At 40.9% G+C, this 19,679-nt stretch carries 24 protein-coding genes and 1 pseudogene; 20 read left to right on the forward strand and 5 right to left on the reverse strand.

All coding sequences use genetic code 11. The features are described from left to right. Positions 1–15: 15 nt before the first annotated feature. The 3 genes and pseudogenes from TY03_RS18540 to TY03_RS18550 form a co-directional block, all read right to left on the reverse strand. Positions 16–567 (reverse strand): annotated as a pseudogene (locus TY03_RS18540) (cation:proton antiporter domain-containing protein); the annotation flags it as partial. 549 nt (positions 568–1,116) lie between these two features. Next, positions 1,117–3,351 (reverse strand): nitric-oxide reductase large subunit, encoded by a 2,235-nt coding sequence (locus TY03_RS18545; protein ID WP_222860409.1) that lies wholly within the window; start codon positions 3,349–3,351, stop codon positions 1,117–1,119. Positions 3,352–3,386: 35 nt separating this feature from the next. After that, positions 3,387–4,976 carry a PepSY domain-containing protein gene (locus tag TY03_RS18550; protein ID WP_042372663.1) on the reverse strand — a complete coding sequence of 530 codons (1,590 nt, stop codon included), beginning with the start codon at positions 4,974–4,976 and terminating at the stop codon, positions 3,387–3,389. A gap of 366 nt (positions 4,977–5,342) precedes the next feature. Between TY03_RS18550 and TY03_RS18555 the strand changes: the two genes are divergently transcribed. The 3 genes from TY03_RS18555 to ric all read left to right on the forward strand — a co-directional run bounded on the left by TY03_RS18555 (position 5,343) and on the right by ric (position 7,577). After that, a complete protein-coding gene (locus TY03_RS18555) occupies positions 5,343–5,933 on the forward strand; it encodes a flavin reductase (RefSeq protein ID WP_187374012.1) in 591 nt (196 codons plus the stop codon). A gap of 256 nt (positions 5,934–6,189) precedes the next feature. After that, positions 6,190–6,831, forward strand: coding sequence for a Crp/Fnr family transcriptional regulator (locus TY03_RS18560; RefSeq protein ID WP_042372667.1), 642 nt, complete (start codon positions 6,190–6,192; stop codon positions 6,829–6,831). A gap of 20 nt (positions 6,832–6,851) precedes the next feature. Further along, positions 6,852–7,577, forward strand: a complete 726-nt coding sequence (ric, locus tag TY03_RS18565; protein WP_042372669.1) for an iron-sulfur cluster repair di-iron protein — start codon at positions 6,852–6,854, stop codon at positions 7,575–7,577. Positions 7,578–8,509: 932 nt separating this feature from the next. On the opposite strand, the gene TY03_RS18570 is transcribed toward ric, so the two are convergent. Both TY03_RS18570 and TY03_RS21630 read right to left on the reverse strand, forming a co-directional pair. After that, positions 8,510–9,001 (reverse strand): hypothetical protein, encoded by a 492-nt coding sequence (locus tag TY03_RS18570; protein WP_148335717.1) that lies wholly within the window; start codon positions 8,999–9,001, stop codon positions 8,510–8,512. Between the two features lie 64 nt (positions 9,002–9,065). Beyond that, complete coding sequence (locus TY03_RS21630; RefSeq protein WP_052332559.1) at positions 9,066–9,581, reverse strand: helix-turn-helix domain-containing protein; 516 nt, start codon at positions 9,579–9,581, stop codon at positions 9,066–9,068. Between the two features lie 118 nt (positions 9,582–9,699). Between TY03_RS21630 and TY03_RS18580 the strand changes: the two genes are divergently transcribed. The 17 genes from TY03_RS18580 to TY03_RS18660 all read left to right on the forward strand — a co-directional run. Beyond that, on the forward strand, positions 9,700–9,930 hold the full coding sequence (locus TY03_RS18580) for a hypothetical protein (RefSeq protein ID WP_042372673.1): 231 nt from the start codon (positions 9,700–9,702) through the stop codon (positions 9,928–9,930). A gap of 12 nt (positions 9,931–9,942) precedes the next feature. Beyond that, the gene (locus TY03_RS18585) at positions 9,943–10,377 is read left to right on the forward strand and encodes a hypothetical protein (RefSeq protein ID WP_052332560.1); all 435 of its coding nucleotides are present in this window, start codon (positions 9,943–9,945) and stop codon (positions 10,375–10,377) included. A 4-nt stretch (positions 10,378–10,381) separates the two neighbouring features. Then, on the forward strand, positions 10,382–10,561 hold the full coding sequence (locus TY03_RS18590) for a hypothetical protein (protein ID WP_042369758.1): 180 nt from the start codon (positions 10,382–10,384) through the stop codon (positions 10,559–10,561). Further along, complete coding sequence (locus TY03_RS21635; protein ID WP_052332488.1) at positions 10,561–10,962, forward strand: hypothetical protein; 402 nt, start codon at positions 10,561–10,563, stop codon at positions 10,960–10,962. The genes TY03_RS18590 and TY03_RS21635 overlap by 1 nt, the downstream gene beginning before the upstream one ends. 185 nt (positions 10,963–11,147) lie before the next feature. Further along, a complete protein-coding gene (locus tag TY03_RS18600; protein ID WP_042370597.1) occupies positions 11,148–13,211 on the forward strand; it encodes a hypothetical protein in 2,064 nt (687 codons plus the stop codon). A gap of 35 nt (positions 13,212–13,246) precedes the next feature. Beyond that, positions 13,247–14,140: an AAA family ATPase gene (locus TY03_RS18605; protein ID WP_042370595.1), complete on the forward strand. Its 894-nt coding sequence runs from the start codon at positions 13,247–13,249 to the stop codon at positions 14,138–14,140. Beyond that, positions 14,140–14,769 carry a P-loop NTPase family protein gene (locus TY03_RS18610; protein ID WP_042372674.1) on the forward strand — a complete coding sequence of 210 codons (630 nt, stop codon included), beginning with the start codon at positions 14,140–14,142 and terminating at the stop codon, positions 14,767–14,769. Before TY03_RS18605 ends, TY03_RS18610 begins: the two co-directional genes overlap by 1 nt. 4 nt (positions 14,770–14,773) lie before the next feature. Next, the gene (locus TY03_RS18615) at positions 14,774–15,220 is read left to right on the forward strand and encodes a hypothetical protein (protein ID WP_042370591.1); all 447 of its coding nucleotides are present in this window, start codon (positions 14,774–14,776) and stop codon (positions 15,218–15,220) included. 20 nt (positions 15,221–15,240) lie between these two features. Then, a complete protein-coding gene (locus TY03_RS18620; RefSeq protein WP_042370589.1) occupies positions 15,241–15,852 on the forward strand; it encodes a hypothetical protein in 612 nt (203 codons plus the stop codon). Position 15,853: 1 nt separating this feature from the next. Then, positions 15,854–16,147, forward strand: coding sequence for a hypothetical protein (locus tag TY03_RS18625; RefSeq protein WP_042370587.1), 294 nt, complete (start codon positions 15,854–15,856; stop codon positions 16,145–16,147). A gap of 13 nt (positions 16,148–16,160) precedes the next feature. Further along, on the forward strand, positions 16,161–16,541 hold the full coding sequence (locus tag TY03_RS18630) for a hypothetical protein (protein WP_042370586.1): 381 nt from the start codon (positions 16,161–16,163) through the stop codon (positions 16,539–16,541). A 13-nt stretch (positions 16,542–16,554) separates the two neighbouring features. Next, positions 16,555–16,971, forward strand: coding sequence for a hypothetical protein (locus TY03_RS18635; protein ID WP_042372676.1), 417 nt, complete (start codon positions 16,555–16,557; stop codon positions 16,969–16,971). Positions 16,972–17,202: 231 nt separating this feature from the next. Beyond that, positions 17,203–17,583: a hypothetical protein gene (locus TY03_RS18640; RefSeq protein WP_042372679.1), complete on the forward strand. Its 381-nt coding sequence runs from the start codon at positions 17,203–17,205 to the stop codon at positions 17,581–17,583. Between the two features lie 63 nt (positions 17,584–17,646). Further along, positions 17,647–17,832, forward strand: a complete 186-nt coding sequence (locus TY03_RS18645; RefSeq protein WP_042372681.1) for a hypothetical protein — start codon at positions 17,647–17,649, stop codon at positions 17,830–17,832. A 332-nt stretch (positions 17,833–18,164) separates the two neighbouring features. Beyond that, positions 18,165–18,815, forward strand: coding sequence for a DUF3164 family protein (locus TY03_RS18650; RefSeq protein WP_042372747.1), 651 nt, complete (start codon positions 18,165–18,167; stop codon positions 18,813–18,815). Further along, a complete protein-coding gene (locus TY03_RS18655) occupies positions 18,812–19,099 on the forward strand; it encodes a hypothetical protein (RefSeq protein ID WP_042372683.1) in 288 nt (95 codons plus the stop codon). Before TY03_RS18650 ends, TY03_RS18655 begins: the two co-directional genes overlap by 4 nt. After that, a partial coding sequence (locus TY03_RS18660; protein ID WP_042372685.1) for a DUF7168 domain-containing protein occupies positions 19,092–19,679 on the forward strand: 588 nt, incomplete at its 3' end. The genes TY03_RS18655 and TY03_RS18660, both read left to right, overlap by 8 nt.

Below are 19,679 nucleotides of genomic sequence, written 5' to 3' on the forward strand. Positions count from 1 at the left end.
ATCCGAAACTTGAGTTAATAATGTAAGCATATACGCCATGGGGTCATTGCTACCGCTTTCCAATTCAAGGGTAGGGCGTAAACGTTGTTTTAAGTAAACCCCTTTACTTCGAAGAATAGAAAATACCGAAGCCGAATCGGTCGAAGACATAACAGCTGCCAACAACATGGATTCGGGGAGATCGAGTACCTCACGGTGCATGATAAATAACGATAGATAATAAATAAAGCCACCCGTGATAAATGTAGTAGCTAATACACCGACTGTAGCTAACATTACTCCCTGAACTGCGATCGGCTTCACCTCACTCATCTTTGTATCCATACCACCTGAAAATAAGATAATACTCAATGCAAGCATACCGATGAACTGAGCTGTATCCGGATTACTAAATTGAATACCAAGTCCGTCACTGCCAAACAACATGCCAACTCCTAAAAAAAGCAATAAAGCCGGAAGGCCAAAACGATAACCGGCCTTGCCTGCAAAAACACTGAAGAAGAGAATGGCAGAGCCAATTAGCAGAATACCTTCCGCACTATGTAAAATTTCTAAGTCATGAAACATGGGCTATAGAATTATGAATGAATAAAGTTAAAATCTAGTTTCCACAAAGATAATCAATGAAGTAAAAAGAAACTGTATAGAAATCGATATTTTTTCATTCGAAGGCTTATTCTATTGATTTAATCTATGAGTTGCTTTAATAAAAGAGGTGAGTGAAATTATAGACTACTATGTTACAATAAAAAAGGAGATCTGCCTGTTTTGACACATCTCCTTAACTTAAATATTGAAATAAAAAAAGTATATGTAAATTATAGATTTACCTTGTTTACTATCAATAGCTGTTGTTCATTTTTTAGTATTATGGATATATATTCGCACTAAAGATACTTATTAATACAATAATCTTCAACTGTAGAGGATATAATTTACGTAAATTATTTATCGCAATTAATTCAATGAAAGATCGTCCATTTAGCCTATAATAAATGGTAGTGAATTTACAAATTATCTCTATTGGTCACATTGTTGTTCCAATAGACGGCACTTTCATCCGAAGTAACCAATACCTCCATCTGTTAAGCCGTATGCTAATATTCTATAGTCCTGTCACTCTTTATATTTCGTCAGTGTGAGTTTGAAGATAAAGAAGAACAATGCCAAACCGCCAAGACTGAAGATCGTATCACCAATCGACCGTAGCCACTTCAGCGTAGTTACTGTCGGCTGGTAGAGAAAATCAGCAGAGCGAGCGTGCCACATGCCATGATCAATGCTAGCTACTGTTTGCATAATACCAATAGGTAGGAGACTGAGCAGTAGCATCAACAGTAAACCGATATTGAAAGCCCAAAAACTGAAACCAAGCAAACGGTCGTTCCACTGCGCCTTACGATACATTAGGCGGAGGACAAATAGGATAAGGGCGATGCCTAGCATACCATAAACACCAAACATAGCAGCATGACCATGAAGTGGTGTCGTATTAAGGCCTTGCATGTAGTATAGAGCAATGGGTGGATTGATAAGGAAGCCGAAAACTCCAGCACCCAGAAAGTTCCAGAAGGCTACGGAAAGTAGGAAATAAATTGGCCATTTATAGTCGTGTAGCCACGGTGTAGATTTACTCATCCGATAATTCTGCCAAGCCTCGAAACCGATCAATATGAGTGGAATGATCTCAAGTGCACTGAACGTGGCACCTAATGCCATCACTGCTGTTGGTGTTCCAGTAAAGTAAAGGTGGTGGAATGTACCCAGAATACCTCCACCTAGAAAAATAGAGGTAGCGAAGAGCACATTGTTTGTAGCCGACTTGATATGTAATAGCCCCATACGCGTAAAGAGAAAGGCAGTAACTACCGTAGCAAATACTTCAAAAAAGCCTTCTACCCAGAGATGTACCACCCACCAACGCCAGTATTCGGCAATGGCCAGATTCGTAGTACGTCCCCACATTAGCCCGGCAGCATAGAACAGAGCAATAGCAGCGCAAGAGATGAGGAACATAATCAATAGGCCCTTCTCTTGAGTTCCCTTCTTAATGACTGGCAAGATAGGGCGCACCATCAATGCCAGCCACAACACCAGCCCAACAAAGAGTAGAATCTGCCAGAAACGTCCCAAATCGACATATTCGTAGCCTTGATGGCCAAACCAGAAATTATTGATCAATTCAAGTTTCTGCATCACACCAAACCATTGACCAGCCAATGAACCTGCGACCACAATGAGCAAAGCGATGAAAAGAACGTTAACCCCAAGTAATTGGAACTTCGGATCTCGTCCTGTTAATGAAGGAGCTATATATAGCCCCGTGGCAAGCCATGCCGTAGCTATCCAAAAGATAGCAAGTTGTACGTGCCAGGTACGGGTAATGGAGTAAGGCAAAATACTGTCTAACGGGATGCCGAAGAAGCCTCCACCTTCCACGCCATAGTGGGCGGTAATAACACCTAGCCCGATTTGCACGAGAATGAGCAGACTGACAATCCAGAAATACTTTTTTACAGCACGCATAGAAGGCGTTACGCCCAAACTACGTAGTGGATCGTCTGTTGGGCTCAGCAATTTTTCTTTGCCTACGGTGCGTACATGCACATAGACGAGGATTCCTACACCGAGGAGTAACAATATAACACTTACCATCGTCCAAAGAAGAAGATCACTGGTAGGTGTATTACCGATAAGCGACTCATTGGGCCAGTTATGCGTATAAGTGATATCTTTTCCAGGACGTTCGGTGGAACAAGCCCACGAAGCCCAAAAGAAAAACTGTACCATCTTATCCATTCTCTCAACTGTTTGCACGCTACCAACAGGAATAGCATACTTCTCGCGCAAGTCTGCCAGTGAGGGACTATCCATAAAAAGGGCAGTATAGTACTCCTTATTATGTTCGAAAGCGTACACGCGGTCAGCCTGAATGGTTAATGTACCTGTCTGAGGATCGTAAGTGTTAGGACGAATAAATTCCTGCAAACGAACCTGAAGCGAAGCCTGTTCAGTGGAAGTAAGTTGCTCGTAAGACTTGTTGTAGATTTCATCTGCCCACTTGTCAAGTAAAAAGAGAGCTTCGCGGTGCAGATAGTCAGCTGTCCAGTCAGGAGCCACATAAGCACCATGCCCCCAGACAGTTCCCACCTCTTGTCCGCCGATGCTCTGCCACACATTCTGCCCGTCAGTAATATCAGTAGATGTGAACAGTGTGTTGCCGACTTCGTCCACCACCCGTTCAGGAATGGGTGGAGCTTGTTGATAAATTTCTTTCCCGTAATAGATCAATACGGAAAATGAAGCAACGATTACAAGAATTAACGCAATCCATAGTTTTCTCTGTTTCATAAGCATGAGATAATTTAAAGTGAGTAATAGAGTTATTATTTCGGGGCGACATGCTGTTTTCTCCTCCTGTAGAGCCTATAGCCAGACATCAGCAAGAAGATAATCGTCAATCCCAGAAGTGTAATATAAATATCCGCCATAGGGTTTAATATACCGAATAAGATACGTCCAGTGTGAACTTCGAGTGCCGTATGCCAAAGAGAGATATGGGTATTTGCTATCTCATCGGGCATTGGAGGAAAAACGAAATCGCTCACGAAGATAGATTCTTCATCAGGCACTTTTTCTACTCTTGTCGTTGCTCCTGCTACATATTCAAAGATAATCGGATTTACGAAATCGTCACTGTATCCGCTTACAGGATGTTCTGAAACGGGGCGACTAGGCGGCGGTGCTATTGCAGGGAGATTCGTATAAAGATTGGTAATAACTCTCGTACGTGTGTTCCAAAGATAAAGCCCATTGAAAGAGCCTACGATCCAACCATTATCTACAGCTTCGAGCACATTAGCTCCCATTACACTGACGGGTGGTGCGTCTGCTATTTTGATGGGTGTATTCTTCAACATGGAAAGACGGTAAAACCCTTTTGAGGTGTAGAGCAACCACTCGTTTGTGATCCTGTCAAATCGGATAGTGCGAAGCTTATCGTTCCATGCATTATCATCTGCCAACATAGTTCCCGGCGGTGTCGGCAAACTTACTCGCACGATAGTAATGAGTAACGGTGGTCGTAGAAAAATACCCGTAAGTGCCATCAGCAGGAAGAATATCCAAAGCCAAGCACCGCTTCTGTTATGTAGACGCAAAACATACTTTAGCCAAGTGAGAGATTGCTTTACTGGTCTACCGAACTTTCGTCGACGGCGAATGAGATGTGGTAGAAAATAGAAAGCCACACCTGTAATGACAAGTACAGCTAAAAGTAATCCAAGTACATCTACAGTCCAAATACCTACGCGACCAAATAGTTCACCACTATGTAGCACCCACAATAGACTAAAAAGATTGGTGCGCTCCTTATAGTCCGGCGGCGGAGCAAGAGTGATTCGAACAAAGTGTTCGTAAGGGGGTAGCGAGATAAATAAATGTGAACGGGAGAGAACGACAAGTGTATCACTCCGCGTCTCGACATCTGTCAGTCGTTCACCATCAAAGTGTCCTGGTAAATCGATTTCATTCCACGAAGTGGCACCAGAGAGGCATCGGTAAAGATGAAAAGTAGTAGCTGCAAAAAGACTATTATCTGCACAAACTATACGACTAACAATCCGATTGTCAGCTCCATGACGCATCCCTGCCATAAACGGCGTGAAATGTGAAGCAAGCGTATCAGTAAGCCAAATACCAGCTGTGCCATACGTTAGGACAGCGGTTGAGGTCTCGACAAAGGTACCCGTTTTGGTAGAGATATCGGTGATCAGCACCGGTGCACGCAGCGTGCCTCTCACTGAAGCATTATTCCAGTTCGTATATTGGTAAGCAGGTGGCAAAATGCTACGTGGCAAATCAATTTCAGCCAATGCAGCTCGATGTCCCAGCGCCCAACCCGAAATAATTGCAAACAAGGTAAAAAGGGCAACTCCTAGCCCGAGGTAGCGGTGCCATTTTTTTAATTTATTCATAAGAAGTTAATGTTTAACATCCCACTATACATCTATTTTATTGTATAGATGAGAATACAAATATGCATCGTTTCATTAAAAGAAACTGTAACATCTGTGACCAAGTGGAAAGAAAGATTATTATTTATCTTGCAGTTCGCAGAAGATTCCATACCATATCTCTATATAGAATGCATTGAACAATATTAAATAATGGTACTATTGCTTCATGTAGTACTAATTCTATAATTTCAAGCCGATTGCTAATGGTCATAGCTACACAAAAAAATGCCTCTAATTACCACTTAGTAACAAGTGTGACGCTTTATGCAAATATAAACCACTATTTTTGTTTCAAATAGATTATTCTTATAAAACCTCATGAATATGAAAATCAAATTAGAAACAGGGAAGTTTTATCCCTGCTATCCTGTTTATGTATTCTCTTATTATGCAGAGAATGGAAAAGAATTAATTACCACGATGTCATCCTCTTTCACTTTAGGTAATTTACTCGTATTGGGTGTAGGTAAGTCTTCAAAATTTGCGACCATATTACAAAGAAATCCCGATTTTTGTATAAACTTTCTAAGTCGAACGTATCTTCGACAAATAGAGTTAGCAGGTACCATTCTGAACCGTAATTACTCAGATAAAACTGAACTTGTAGGATTTCACTTTGATAAGAGTAAAGCATCCAATGCACCTTATATTAAAGAAGCATCATTGATATGGGAGTGTAGGATGAAAAATTGCGATCAGAATGGTGATGTAGGCTTTCTTACCGTAACAGCCGAAATTCTAGGTAGGCTCTGTGACTCTAATTTGTTCAAAAATAATGAATTCCAATACAATCAATTAGACATTCCTTTATTCGAAGCAGATAGCCGACAAAAAGTATATCGATTTATGACCGATGAAGCTCGTCCGGCAGGTCTTTATTATAAAGATTTTATAGCGAGAAAAAAAAGTATGTGATTATGGTAATTATAGAAATATGAAGTCCATTTTGGAAATACATCATCGAATGTAAATACGCGAAAAGAGTTTTTGTTTATGAAAACAAAGTGACTTCAACTGCATATTCATATCACTCTTAAATATCAATTTTTTATATAACGAAATGATAGTATATATGATCAAAAAGTTTTTCTACCTTAATTTTCGGTTTATGTACCATTAGTGACACTATTGGTCATATCCATAGTCTATTTTTGCTGAAAACAGTTAATATATGGATGTAAAGATATTAATGTCAACTCCCGTTTTTCTTCATCTGAATCAAGAAAAACTACAAGGTTTCATTGAAAACGCAGCACACAGGCTACGTACTTATGGCGTTCATGACTTCATCGCTATGCAGGGCGATCCTTGCCGCTCGCTCTTTCTTCTCTATAGTGGACAAGTGCGTACCGTAATGTCTGGACCCGATGGTAAGCAAATCATTATGTCCGACCTAAAAGCTCCTATATTATTGGCTCCTGCTTTTATTTTTGCTACTAACAATCACTTTCCAGTAAGTGTCGTAGCTGTTGCTCCCTGCGAAGTGCTCATCATTAATAAGGAAAATTTTATTGAGCTAATGCGTCGTGAGCCCATCATAATGCAAAATTTCATGCGTATCATCTCAGACCGTAGTTGCCAACTCACTCGGAAAATAAGTGACTTTGCTTTGTATAGCCTGAAAGGTCGCGTGGCTACCTACCTGTGTCGGTTTGGTAGTATTCGTAATCAAAATGAAGTGGCTGCTCGTATGGGAGTAGCCCGCCCCTCTCTCTCTCGTGTATTGGCAGAATTGGCAACCGAAGGGTGTATTGCATTCGAAAAACGGAGAGTTGTGATTGTGAATCGTAGTTATTTGGAAAAATATTTATAAACATCTAACAAATAAAAGTTATGAAAAATTTTAGTGAAATGACAGTTGGCGAAATTGTAGCCGAGAATTTTAAGTATGCATGGGTGTTCAATCGTTACAAGGTTGATTTCTGTTGTAATGGTTCCATACCTCTATCCGAAGCCTGCAAGCAAGCCAATATCAATATGAAAAGAATTATTGAGGAGCTGGAAGAGAGCGTATCTACTCTTTCACCTGGAGTTCCCGACTATAAGAGTTGGCCTACCGTTCTGTTGGTCGATTACGTTATAAAGTACCACCATCGCAATATTCGTATACAAGGGCCCGAAATCACTGAACTATTGGATAAAATTTGTCAAGTGCATGGTGACAGCCACCCTGAACTATATGAAGTACAAGAGTCTTTCGCCCAATCACTTGTTGACTTGAACAATCATCTCCAAAAAGAAGAAATGGTGCTTTATCCTTATATTTACGAACTATGCGACACTTATTCCAATAGTGCACCCAGTCCGTGCTTCCACTGCGGAAGTATCGAAAGTCCCATTGCTGTAATGATGGCCGAACACGACACAGAGGGTGAACGTTATCGCCATATTGCCTATCTTACTAAAGGCTATGTTACTCCCAACGACGGTTGTAATACCTATCGTCTCGCCCTTGATAAACTAAAGGCTTTTGAAGAGGCACTGCATGAGCATATCCATCTGGAGAATAATATAATCTTCCCACGTGCCATTGATATGGAAGAAACCTCTATAAGATAACAGCTATAGGTTCATCTCTTAAGCATATTTTATTTACTGGTATAGAACAATATATTTTTTTGCTTGATAAATCTGCAGTTTTTTCTATCTTTAGATAGAAAAAACTGCAGATTTATTTTATGATATGATATTGAAAAAAAATAACATATATTTCAACCCTTGTATTGCCCTAATAATGGTCATCTCTGCAAGTCTTATGGGGGTCAGAACGAAATGTGATATTTGGAGATGTCGATAAAATGAGCGAAATGCCTATAAATAGGACGTTTACGACGATATAGAAGTTTAACCGGCACAAAACGAGATGTTATCATTGCTTTGCATTGGGTTTGCATTGAGGATGATTTGAACGGCTAAAACGAACGCAAAGTTTGCATTGTCTCTTTTGCGTAGGGCAATTGCTGATGTTTTGATTGATATATGGGGCATATTTTGCTAATAAACCTCTCAGAAAGCTTTAAAACGGCTCTCTGAGAGGTTTATTCTTTTGATGATATTATAAAGGAAAGCTTATTAAATACTGTTTAAGTATTTGTTTAAACAGTATTCAATAAATGATTCTACCAAGGAATTTCATTTCCACTAACATTTGTTTTTAATGTGTTAAAAATAGAGTTGGGTATACAGTTGGGTATACAGTTGGGTATACTATTATTTGTGTGTGATAAATCAACAAAAGAGAGTTGGGGATACCTTTTTAACTATTAACGTTATTAGTATTTTATATGTTAGTGCTGTTTTATTGGTAAAATTAGGATGATTTAGATACATTTACATAGGGTAAATACTTTATGTAATATGCGTAAATTTGCTCTTATAATTAATTAAATCACTGATTTATAGAGAATAACAAGGTAGGGTGTTGTGTGTTAGCGCTAAAATAGCGTGTGTGCGACATTTTATGCTTTAAAGCTTAATTATTAATATGATTTTTATCTATAGGGCTGCACCGCTATTATTTCTTTAGAAATTATTTCGTTAGACGAGTTAAATATGTATATGCTGTAATATGTTGAATCCTCGAAATCCGTTTGACATTTATAATAATGAAGTATCCTCTTCCCTAAATAACGAGGTTTGTATTTCTTCTCTAAATCATTAAGTTTTTCATATAATTCTTTTTTTCTTTCTATCAAATAATTGTTTTCGTATTTATAGCCACCTTCTGCATATATAATAGAATCGGCTATAAGTGTAGAATCAATAGGGAGAATTTCATTCATAATCTCTTTATATTGAGGGGTGTCCAGGAATGAAGACATTGCACTGTCTGCTGGTAAGAATTTTACTGGTATATAAGTCCAGTGTGTTGGTATTGTTTTTTTTATATCATTTTCAATTATCTTTTTTAATTCTCCTTCATTGTGTCTAGAACATCCTGTGCATAGCATTAAGAAAAATAATATAAAATAAGTATTTCTCATTTTGGGTATTTTTATAGTTGTTGTTTTTATCACATATTGTAGCTTATATTAATACAAAGCAATATTATATTGTCCCAGTAGACGGTTGATCTGATAATTTTGTAGGTTTTCTCATATGTGCATAGTCTTTGGTAGAGTCTCCAGATGACTCCTCGGTAAAAGCATCAGTGACTTCGTTACTATTAGAAGTATTTTGATGGCGAATACGCTCTTCTAAACAGCCGATTTGCTTGATTAAACTTTTATTCTCCTCATCTTTCTCCTTATACAATTTATATAAATAAGTAGTGACTTCATTTTGTGAATCATCCTGAGTTAATATAGGTTGATCTGTTGATGTTATTATAGGGTTATCTTGAGTATCACGAAGCATAGACCCATTACCCGTGAAAAGCCAATTAAAGTCAATATCAACACATTTTGTGTATAGTATATCTAGATCAAAAGTGTTTCTTCCATACCAATTACTAATTGTATTTGGTGCAACACCAAGAAAACGAGCAAGTTCTGCATTTCCCTTTAGGTTGTAACACTGCTTAATTCTATCTAAAACAGAGCTTTTATTTAAAATAATTCCCATATTGTGTGATATTTCTTTGTTTTTCTTTTGTTATTCCCAAATTGTGTATATCTTTGCAAGGTCTTCAAGATGAGGAACGCTTCAAAGTTAGATAATATCAATTAAACGACAACGAAATATGGAAGAAAAAAAAGAAGTAATTGAAATTAGCTTGGAACTCCAAAAGGAGATAGCCAAGACATTTAAGGTATCGGAAAGGACTGTATGGGCGGCCATGCGATTTGAAACCAATAGTCCTTCTGCGCGTATGCTACGTTCTTATGCGCTAAATCATGGCGGTGAGCAGTATGAAGTTACTACCATCAGAAAGAGAGTTGAAAACCCTTATCGGGAAGCAATAACCCTTTAAATAATACCTATTATGATATACTGGAAAGAAGAGTGCAAGAAATTGGCATCGGCCAATGCCAAGGTGGTAGTGGTAGATGGTTACGATCAAGAGGGTGTTCCTCAATTTGTGATTTTTGACGTGTGGTCTGCCATTGGCAGCAAGAGTGGCCGTAACTCGTACTGGAATGTGTTGATCGGTGCTGAAATGAGCGATGGATGCTGCTGTGTGACATATCCCCACATCCTTGCCTACAATGACGGCAAAAAGGTAGAGGTCGAAAAGTTGGAACAGTATCATCCGGCATGGAAACTCAGTGAGGAATGTGAGCGAAAACTTGAACTGGCACGCAGTATAACACTGACGGTAATCAAAAGTGAATTCACCAAAATTCCGTCCGTAGATATTTTCCCGATGAGCGATCAGGAACGCGAGGTATTAAAGAATCGGTTTTTAAATAAAATGTAAAATCATGAAAACATTACGTTGGATTCAGAATGTAGCAGCCGTAGTAGCGATGTTTATGGCATTGTATCTGGCTGATGGTATTGAGGTAAGTCGTAAGGATGCGTTATCCGCATCGGTAATCGTATTGTTGGCAGTACTAATGCTGCTTAGCAGGGCTTGGGATGAAGAAAGGAGGGCCGAGTAATGAATAGAGATTATTTGGAAGAGCTAAGAACACATCTGCTGTCATACCACGAAGCCGAACAGGGTCTTATTTCCACCAGTCCGAAGTCAATTGCGTTAGAAATGGAAAATTATGAAGATTCCTATATATGGTTACGTCTCCCAATTCCGGATGAGCATCCTGAAAGGGTTTTAAATATGATTCACTCAGGAGTCGAAGAGCTTCCCAACACGTGTCTTGCTGGTATTCTGGTGGCAATATTAAAAAATCGAGTTCCCAAGGACGTGAATCTGACCGGGATGAGCATTGATAACCGTCAAAATCATTTACGCTTCTGTATTTCAGGTTCAATTTCCTTAGAAGACCTCCGAACTCTTTGCGAGCAATATCCATCGAATCCTGATTTGGGAGATGGAATGTGAATCGAATCATAAAGTAATTCATAATAATGGTTTTTTAACGATGCTACAAAGGTAGCAAAACACTCATGGTTCGTGAGAATAGTGAGTGTGTTTTACAGCAGCAAGTTAAGAGCTTTACAGAGCAGCTTACTTTTTCGGGGCGGAGCCGGAATTTGTACTAAATATAAAATAAAAATATACGTGATATGGAAATGTTTGGAAATATACGATGCGTAACATACGGAGAACTCGTTGGAAGTGGAATACTTAGCGAACCAACTTATAAGAAGTATGTGCGATGTGGTAAAATTCGTATTGTTCAGCGTGGTGGAAACGGTAGGAAGGCACTTATCGATTATGATTCTCTATATGATCCAGTCCGCGAGGTGTATGATTCACACAACCCTGATGCCGTTCAAAAAATCAAAGAGCAATATATGAGTAACATTCTAATACCCGATCCTAAAGCGGTGGAGTATTACCGCGACAAATACCGCTTACCCGACGGAAGCGGATTGACCGACAAGAAGCAAGCCGAATATGTGCTGAATGCCGAGGTGATGAATGAGATGATACGTGTAGAGAGCAATACACGAGCACTACACAGCAAGTGTGGATTCATACGCAAAGCACAAGTCTGGGAAGCTGTAGAGGGTACTTGTGATAAGTTGCGCGAAGCCTACGGGCACACCTTACGCAACAGCCGTCTGCGCGAAAAGTTTAACCAATACAAGAAAGAGGGTTACGCTGCACTCGTCAGTCGCAAGGTTGGTAATCAGAACACCCGAAAGATCGGAACCGAAGAGGCGCGATTGCTATTGAAGCTACGCCGCAGCCGCGTTCCCGTTTACACCGAGATGCAGATATTCGAAGAGTTCAACCACCAGGCAACACTCCGTGGCCTCGAACAGCTTAAAAGCCCTACAAGCGTTCGGAATTTCCTATTCAGCCCGGCCATACAGCCGCTTTGGTTTGCCATTGTTCACGGTGAACTCGAATGGCGCAAGAAGTACAGTGCATTACTCAAAACAGAACAACCCAGCTTGCGCGACTCTGTTTGGTACTCAGATGGTACGAAGCTAAATCTCTACTACCGCAATGAAAGCGGTAAGATATGCACTACCAGTGTGTACGAAGTGATGGATGCTTACAGCGAAGTATTATTGGGTTACGATATCGCTCCGGGCGAGAAGTTCGACAGCCAGTTCCGCGCATTCCGCATGGCTGTGGAGACAGCCAAGGTGAAACCTTACGAGATCGTAAACGACAACCAGGGCGGACACAAAAAGTTGAGTGCACAAGACTTCTTTAAAAAGATTTGTCGCCTGCACCGTTTTACCGCCCCATATAGCGGACAAAGTAAAACCATTGAATCGGTATTCGGCCGGTTTCAGACACAGATATTGCATAAGTACTGGAACTTCACGGGACAGAATATAACGGCCACTAAGCAGAACAGCCACCCCAATATGGAGTTGATACTTGCCAACGTAGACAAGTTGCCTACACTCAAAGAAATGAAGCAGTTGTATGCCGAATGTCGAAACGAATGGAACGAAAGCGCCCATCCGGCTACCGGTATCAGCCGTCAGGATATGTACACCATGAGCGAAAATCCCTTGACGGTTCCGGTGACAGAGTTGGATATGATTCAGATGTTCTGGCTTAAAAGCAAAAAGCCGATTACTTATACCAACAGCGGCCTTTGCATCGAGATCGGCAAACGGAAATACGAATACGAGGTGTATGGCGCCAATGGTTTGCGTGATGAATCGTTTGCCATGAAACACACCGGACAGAAATTCCATGTACTGTATGATCCGCGCGATATGACTCTGGTAGAATTGTGGTATGAAACAGCAGACGGATTAAAGTTTGCCTCAGGCGCCACTCCGAAAGTCAGTGTTCACAGAGCGATACAGGATCAGGAACACGAAGAAACAGTTCAGATGCGCGCCCAGATAGAAGCCAGCAAAGCCAACCGTGCCGCCATGTTGCTCCTGATGGAAAACTTCGATAAAGAAGAAGGTATTGCGCTTGAATACTTCGGACTCAACACCCCCAAGACCAAAGGACTGTCCGATAAAAAGATGAGAGGATACCGCGAAGAGTATGAAGATGGCACATTGATCCCTCCGGTGCAGTTGCCCCCAAAGAGCGAACAGCCGGAAGAATCAGATCAGGTATTGGAGTTCTCCGATGTGGGCGAATACACGAAAGAGCTATCCAACTTCACCTTTGACGATGTAGATCGCTATAACCGCTATTAAACCGTATTTAATAACCATTCAAACATCATTTAAATATGAAAAATTTAACTATCGCAGATAAAGATGCCATTCGCAATGCCCTGAGTGCTTATTGCGATAATTACCCTACCCGCAACCGTGCCAGCGAGAGCTTGAACGGCGTCAGTTCTGCTACCGTATCGCAAATCATCAATTCGAAGTATGCCAACATCTCAGACGATATGTTTACCAAGATCGCTTCGCAGATTGGTTTCAGCTTTGAGAAGTGGCAGATACACGAGAGCAATGCTTTCAACGATCTGACTTTCACTTTCACCGATGCACAACTCTATAAGAACGTCACCTGGATAGTGGGCGATGCCGGATGTGGAAAAACAACAGCCGCCATCAACTACCGTAAGAACCACCGCAATGTATACTACATCCTTTGTTCCGAAGATATGCGCAAAAGCGACTTCGTGCGTGAGATAGCCCGTCAGGTAGGTGCACCGACCGATGGTACCAATTTGAGGGATATGCTCGAATATGCGCTTACCATGATTGCATTTCTAAACAATCCGCTACTTATTTTTGATGAAGGTGACAAACTGACCGACTCCGTTCTGTACTACTTTATCTCTATATATAACCGATTGGAAAACCGGGCGGGTATTATCTTTTTGAGTACCGACTACATGAAGCGTCGCATCGAAAATGGTTTGCGGTACAATAAGAAAGGTTATAAAGAGATCAACAGCCGGATCGGTCGCCGCTTCTTTGAAATATGCACCACAACGCAAAACGATATCTATGCCATCTGCCGAGCCAACGGACTGACCGATGAAGCCGAAATAAAGAAAGTGCTCAAAGACGCCGAAGCATCCGAGAATGACTTACGTCGAGTACGCAAGGTGGTGCATGCCCGCAAGCGTATCATTGAATCAAAACGCAAGAAAGGAGAAGAAGAGTAATGGGAAGAGCCAAGTCAGTAAGTGAGATACTAACGACCAAGATTCCTTCTTTTCCTTTCGAGGGCAAATTTTATGATGCTTTCGGATGCCCGGAGCGTCGGGGTGTATGGATCGTATGGGGAAACTCGGGTAACGGAAAAACCTCTTTTGTGATGCAGCTTTGCAAATACCTCTGTCGCTTTGGTCGCGTAGCCTATAACAGTCTCGAAGAGGGCGCCAGTTTAACGATGAAGAACACGCTTATCGAGTTTGGGATGGCAGAGGTCAACCGTCGATTCCTATTGCTCGACAACGAGCCGATTGATGAGTTGTCAGCTAGGCTTAAGAAGCAGAAAGCCCCTGATATGGTAGTGATAGACAGTTTTCAGTATGCACAGATGAATTATAAGCAGTACATCCTCTTCAAGGAAGAGCATCGCAACAAGCTGATTATCTTTATCAGTCATGCCGACGGAACACTGCCCAATGGTCGCTCTGCCCGTAGCGTAATGTATGATGCCTCGCTGAAAGTTTATGTAGAAGGTTTTCGGGCATTCAACAAAGGACGCTCCAAAGGGCCTACCATGCAGTTTGATATCTGGCCGGAAAAGGCAGAAGAGTACTGGTACCGTAAATTATCAAAAAAATAATCACATGAAACCAATCGTCAACAAAACCATCACTCCGCAACAACTTCGCGCGTTACAGTCTTGCTTCTCGAAATTGGGCTTTGATGATGAAGAACGGCACGGGTTCGTTGCACAGTTCACCGATGGAAGAACAAGCAGCAGCAAGGAACTTAGCTTCGACGAAGCTCGGCGTATACTCTCAGGGTTGAAGGAAGACAATAGTAAGAAACTCGGTGTTGCCGCCAAGAAACTCGTAGGTGAAATCTATGGGCTGTCGCTCAAAATCTCTTTCCTGAATAAAGATTACTGTGATACTGACACCCCGGAAGACTTCGAGATGAACAAAGCGAAGCTCAATGTATTCGCCCGCACTCGTAGCGCCTGCAGAAAGAATATTACGAAGATGAGCCTCGATGAGCTAAAATCTTTTAAGAAGCAGCTCGAAGCCATCTTACATAAAGAGAACAAATAACTTAAAAATAATAATTAGTTATGAAAACAAAGAGAGAAATAGACCACGCAGTGGCTCTTTTGAAAAAGAAAGGCGATCCGGGTAGTTTGGTACAGGCTGAGGTGTTAACCGGTCGGCACGATGAGAAATGGGTATTCAACCGTTACGTCAATGTACCGGAGTCTGAAAAAGACGAAGCGATGTTCTTTGCTGCCAGAGATGCAGCACAATATCTGGCGGGTAAGATCGGACTTGACGCACTAATACCCGGAGCGGTAGAGCCCGATGTGAAATCGAATCCCAAACGCATTCTCCCGGAAGATGAAGAACAGATCGTTGTATCACGACGTACGTTGACTAATTTACTGCAACGCATCAACCGGTTAGAGCGATTGGTAGGCGTTCGTAAGGTTGCCATGAAACTAAAACATAAACCATTAACAGAGAGCGTGCCTGCCGATCTGATTAGTCAGGCCGATGCACTTAGAAAGCTTGGTTGCGGTAAGAGCACTATTAAGCGCTGGGCATCGAAGGGGCTTATTAAGGGATATGTTCAGAATGATCGTGTATCCTACAGTCTTTCAGAGCTGTATGCCAGCGAAGTGGTCAAGGAGTATTTGGAAACCAAAGAGTTTACGGATAATATAAAGTAGTATGGCAATAAGCAATAACAATTTATCCTTGCGAAAGCAAGAGACAAAGCGTATTAGCGAACGTATGTCAGAGACAGCCAAGCGAATTGATACGATTACCGACCGCCTGTACAACGGTTCCGGCCATATCCCCGCTTCCGAGTACGACGATCTGCTCGCTGAATACCATACCGCTCTTCGTCGCTATGAGTTGGACGAGATTTATCTGGAGCAACTCAACTCGAAAGCAAAGCTCACTGATGAAGAGCGTGAGCGAACCAATAAAAAGTATTACAAAGGAAATTATAAGTATTAAAAACAAAATAGTAATGAGCAAAGAATCAATAGCAATGTATTTCGGTACAACAGGAGTCCCCGGACATCACATCACGATGCTAAGCGGTAGTATGTCAGTAAAAGACCAGTGCCGAATAGGTGGTGAAATAGATTCAGACGATGCCTTGTACTCTGCCATGAAAAAATGCAAGGGTATTGGGTATGTCTACTATCGTGGAGTTACAATGCTGTGTATTCCTTACAGCGCGCATGATTCCCGCGGTGGGAGTAAGTCAATATTCATCATGGAAGGGAAAATTGCAAAGGATGAAATAATAAAGGAGCTGCAAAAATACTCGTGGGTTTACAGCTTATTCACTAGGCTACAAATAGATCATCATCTTGGTGATGTGGAAGAATTTGAATTAACGTAAAACGTATTGAAATATGAGTGAAAGAACAGTTCGAATCACAGATAAGTACGATGTAAACTGTGGCAAAGAGTTTCCGGGATGGCTAGCATACCATGACCTTTATCACAGGGGTGGCACAAATCAACCTATTGAAGACCTCTATCTTGTAACCATTGACGGGAATGAGAGAAGATATGTAAGTTCTCAAATTGATGTAGAACACTATCGGGAGCAAATACTAAAAGAGGAAATAAAAAACCTCGGTGCCAAAGTAGGCGATAAGGTAAGGGTTCTTAAAGAAACCAGTGGTAGTTATGGGAAGCAGTATTATGATCGTAAAAGCAAAAATGGCTTTCATACTATTACAAAAATAGAATGCTATGGGCATGTGACATTTGACAACGGAGAGGCTGAAATGTTCAGACCGACAGTTGAAGTAATTAACGAATAACCAATTAGAAAGGAGCTAATATGACAGACAGAGAATTGGAATTCATGCAGGACTTGGAAATTCTACTTAAAAAACATCGTGTTGAAATTTGTGCGACAGAAATAAACTGTTCAGTCGACGGCAGTTTATCTATCAATATATTCGGTGACAGTATAGATATTAATCTCTACGGAACATTATCTTATAAAGATATTAACAATATAATTAACGATAATAACTAAATGAAATAATATGGAACTAACAGTATATACTTTTGACCATTTTAAAAGTGGCCAGGAAATTCAAGAGTATTTGGGATATAAGCCACTTGCATCTGTAAATATAGGACTTAATCATGTGTTAAATGGGGACGATTGGTCAACAGCTAAATCACAACATCACTCATCTGAATGGAATAGTTATGCTATGTATTATTTGCAGGCTGAACAATGGGTAAGTGAAGGAAAACTTTACTTTAAGCGGGACGGGCATATTTTAAAAGTCATACCTGATGGAAATACTTATTGTTGCGTTGGGGAGGGTTTCGTTAATCTACAAGAAAGTGATAATTACGCCTTTGGAGACACATTTGAGGAAGCCATAGAGAATTTCAAGAAGAAAATAATAGCCTGAAAAGGCTCAATACAGTAAAGAAATGAGCTTTGGGCGGCTTTGTAAAACCCATAAATACAATATATGGAAACTGATATTCAAGAAAACAAAAGGAAGTTGGAAGAACTGAAAGAGGCGGCAAAGCCATTGATAAAGTTTCTTTGCGAAAACTATCATCCTCATGTAACTGCACTTGTCACCCCTACAAGTGTAGAGGTAATGGAAGGCCTTCAAGCAGTTCCAAATATAACCGAATTTATAGTTGATTAAAATTCTGCCATGCGGTAGGAAATTCAACTGTCGCATGGCTCAAATAAACAAAAATGAATGATAAGGACCTTTATTTTCAATATTTGGTAGCTATATTGAATCAAAATACAATGCTGAAAGAGCAAATAGATAAAATGGAGAGAAGACTAAGCAATACTATCTTATATTGCTCTATCTGTTTATCTATTCTGATTACCTTTTCTTTATACTGCATAAAAGCCCTATAGTTCCTCCTACGATATAAAGAAAAAATTAAAAAGAAACTATTGCTTTGCAATAGAAGTCAAGAATTCAAAAAAATAAGTATGAACCATTTTAAAAATCAAAATTGTATGGATGTAAGTAATTTAACTAAAGCTCAACGTCTTGAGCTAAAAGCACAACTCGAAGCAGAAGAACGTGCCGAAGAGGCGAACCTGCAACGTGAGAGACAATCGTATAACGCTATGCGTGATGAGTTTGTAACACGTACTTTTCAATCTCTCAAACAGCTAAGTGGTTGTATGCAAGAGCAGAAACAAACCATCTTTGAAGAAAGTGAAGAACTCGACACAATGCAACAGCGCCTTTTCAAGGTGAAACTTGACCGTAAAAGCCGTACATTGACACATAGCGATGGACACATCTCCATCAAAGTGGGTAATCGGCTGAACGACGGATGGGATGACAGTGTCGAAATTGGTATTGAAAAAGTACGTGAGTATCTGGCCACCTTGGCTACTGACGAAAAATCCGCCCGCCTGGTCAATGCTATTACCAGCTTGCTGGCCAAGGATCAGAAGGGAACATTGAAAGCCAACAAGGTATTGGAACTGGAAAAGATGGCCAATGAATCGAAAGACGACACGTTCCTTGAGGGACTTCGCATTATCAAAGAAGCCTATCGGCCGGTGCCTACTTGCCAGTTTGTCGAAGTGAAATACAAAGATGAGAACGATGTGGAGCGTTCACTACCATTATCCATGAGTGCGATGGATATATGAAGCAGCTCATTTACAAAAGTAATCTCAAGCCGGACAAAATGCCGGCTTGGCTTACCTGCCTACTGAATATAACTCTGGACGATATAAATAATAATCATGTATTTGGTGACTCCATCGAAGACTACGAGTGGATACAGTGGATTCTTAATACAGACCTCAAGGAGCTGCAAGTAAAAAGCGATGTTACAACGGAGCTGACAACGGATGAAGGTAAAACAGCCCTGTTCATTAAACGCTCTGGACGAATACTGGTATCAATCTATATAAAAGAAAGCAATGGATAAACAAACCATCATTAACAAGATTCAGAAGCTGATCCGCTTACGCGATGGAGCTCGGGCGGTAGGTTCCGAAGGTGAAGCCAATGCAGCGGCTGCGGCCATTCAACGGCTTATCACCGAATATAACATGAGCTTGTCCGAAATCGAAGGCACACCGGAAGCCGAGGAAGAAAGCTGTATTGGTCGGTCAAACAACTATCATACCGCAGATAACTACCGTAGCGGTTGGAAGCGTCATCTGCTTTACGCCATCTGTGAATATTATTATTGCAAAGCGTATATGCTGAGTGGAACACCCCGATGTGTGGTATATGGCACAGAGATGAATCGCATGGCAGTAGAGTATGCCTTTAACTTTCTTGAAGCTGCATTCACTCACCTGTCGGTTATTCGCTTTAAGGAGGCACACGGAACTTGTCGCATTCCTACCCGCCACCGTGATGTATGGTTAGCCTCTTATCTACTTGGTTGTTCATCCGGTATCCGTGAGAAGCTAATGAGTGAGAAAACCGAGCAGGTAACAGGGCTGATGATAAGCCACGGGGCAATGATTGACAAGTATATGGCACAGGAGCAGGGAAGC

The sequence above is a fragment of the Bacteroides neonati genome (genome assembly GCF_000499785.1).
In the GTDB taxonomy this organism is placed as follows: Bacteria; Bacteroidota; Bacteroidia; order Bacteroidales; family Bacteroidaceae; genus Bacteroides; species Bacteroides neonati.

Bases quoted from the DNA above. Each gene is read 5' to 3' on its own strand.
- TY03_RS18545 (WP_222860409.1), bottom strand. From the start codon at position 3,351: ATGAAACAGAGAAAACTATGGATTGCGTTAATTCTTGTAATCGTTGCT.
- TY03_RS18550 (WP_042372663.1), bottom strand. From the start codon at position 4,976: ATGAATAAATTAAAAAAATGGCACCGCTACCTCGGGCTAGGAGTTGCC.
- TY03_RS18555 (WP_187374012.1), top strand. From the start codon at position 5,343: ATGAAAATCAAATTAGAAACAGGGAAGTTTTATCCCTGCTATCCTGTT.
- TY03_RS18560 (WP_042372667.1), top strand. From the start codon at position 6,190: ATGGATGTAAAGATATTAATGTCAACTCCCGTTTTTCTTCATCTGAAT.
- ric (WP_042372669.1), top strand. From the start codon at position 6,852: ATGAAAAATTTTAGTGAAATGACAGTTGGCGAAATTGTAGCCGAGAAT.
- TY03_RS18570 (WP_148335717.1), bottom strand. From the start codon at position 9,001: ATGAGAAATACTTATTTTATATTATTTTTCTTAATGCTATGCACAGGA.
- TY03_RS21630 (WP_052332559.1), bottom strand. From the start codon at position 9,581: ATGGGAATTATTTTAAATAAAAGCTCTGTTTTAGATAGAATTAAGCAG.
- TY03_RS18580 (WP_042372673.1), top strand. From the start codon at position 9,700: ATGGAAGAAAAAAAAGAAGTAATTGAAATTAGCTTGGAACTCCAAAAG.
- TY03_RS18585 (WP_052332560.1), top strand. From the start codon at position 9,943: ATGATATACTGGAAAGAAGAGTGCAAGAAATTGGCATCGGCCAATGCC.
- TY03_RS18590 (WP_042369758.1), top strand. From the start codon at position 10,382: ATGAAAACATTACGTTGGATTCAGAATGTAGCAGCCGTAGTAGCGATG.
- TY03_RS21635 (WP_052332488.1), top strand. From the start codon at position 10,561: ATGAATAGAGATTATTTGGAAGAGCTAAGAACACATCTGCTGTCATAC.
- TY03_RS18600 (WP_042370597.1), top strand. From the start codon at position 11,148: ATGGAAATGTTTGGAAATATACGATGCGTAACATACGGAGAACTCGTT.
- TY03_RS18605 (WP_042370595.1), top strand. From the start codon at position 13,247: ATGAAAAATTTAACTATCGCAGATAAAGATGCCATTCGCAATGCCCTG.
- TY03_RS18610 (WP_042372674.1), top strand. From the start codon at position 14,140: ATGGGAAGAGCCAAGTCAGTAAGTGAGATACTAACGACCAAGATTCCT.
- TY03_RS18615 (WP_042370591.1), top strand. From the start codon at position 14,774: ATGAAACCAATCGTCAACAAAACCATCACTCCGCAACAACTTCGCGCG.
- TY03_RS18620 (WP_042370589.1), top strand. From the start codon at position 15,241: ATGAAAACAAAGAGAGAAATAGACCACGCAGTGGCTCTTTTGAAAAAG.
- TY03_RS18625 (WP_042370587.1), top strand. From the start codon at position 15,854: ATGGCAATAAGCAATAACAATTTATCCTTGCGAAAGCAAGAGACAAAG.
- TY03_RS18630 (WP_042370586.1), top strand. From the start codon at position 16,161: ATGAGCAAAGAATCAATAGCAATGTATTTCGGTACAACAGGAGTCCCC.
- TY03_RS18635 (WP_042372676.1), top strand. From the start codon at position 16,555: ATGAGTGAAAGAACAGTTCGAATCACAGATAAGTACGATGTAAACTGT.
- TY03_RS18640 (WP_042372679.1), top strand. From the start codon at position 17,203: ATGGAACTAACAGTATATACTTTTGACCATTTTAAAAGTGGCCAGGAA.
- TY03_RS18645 (WP_042372681.1), top strand. From the start codon at position 17,647: ATGGAAACTGATATTCAAGAAAACAAAAGGAAGTTGGAAGAACTGAAA.
- TY03_RS18650 (WP_042372747.1), top strand. From the start codon at position 18,165: ATGGATGTAAGTAATTTAACTAAAGCTCAACGTCTTGAGCTAAAAGCA.
- TY03_RS18655 (WP_042372683.1), top strand. From the start codon at position 18,812: ATGAAGCAGCTCATTTACAAAAGTAATCTCAAGCCGGACAAAATGCCG.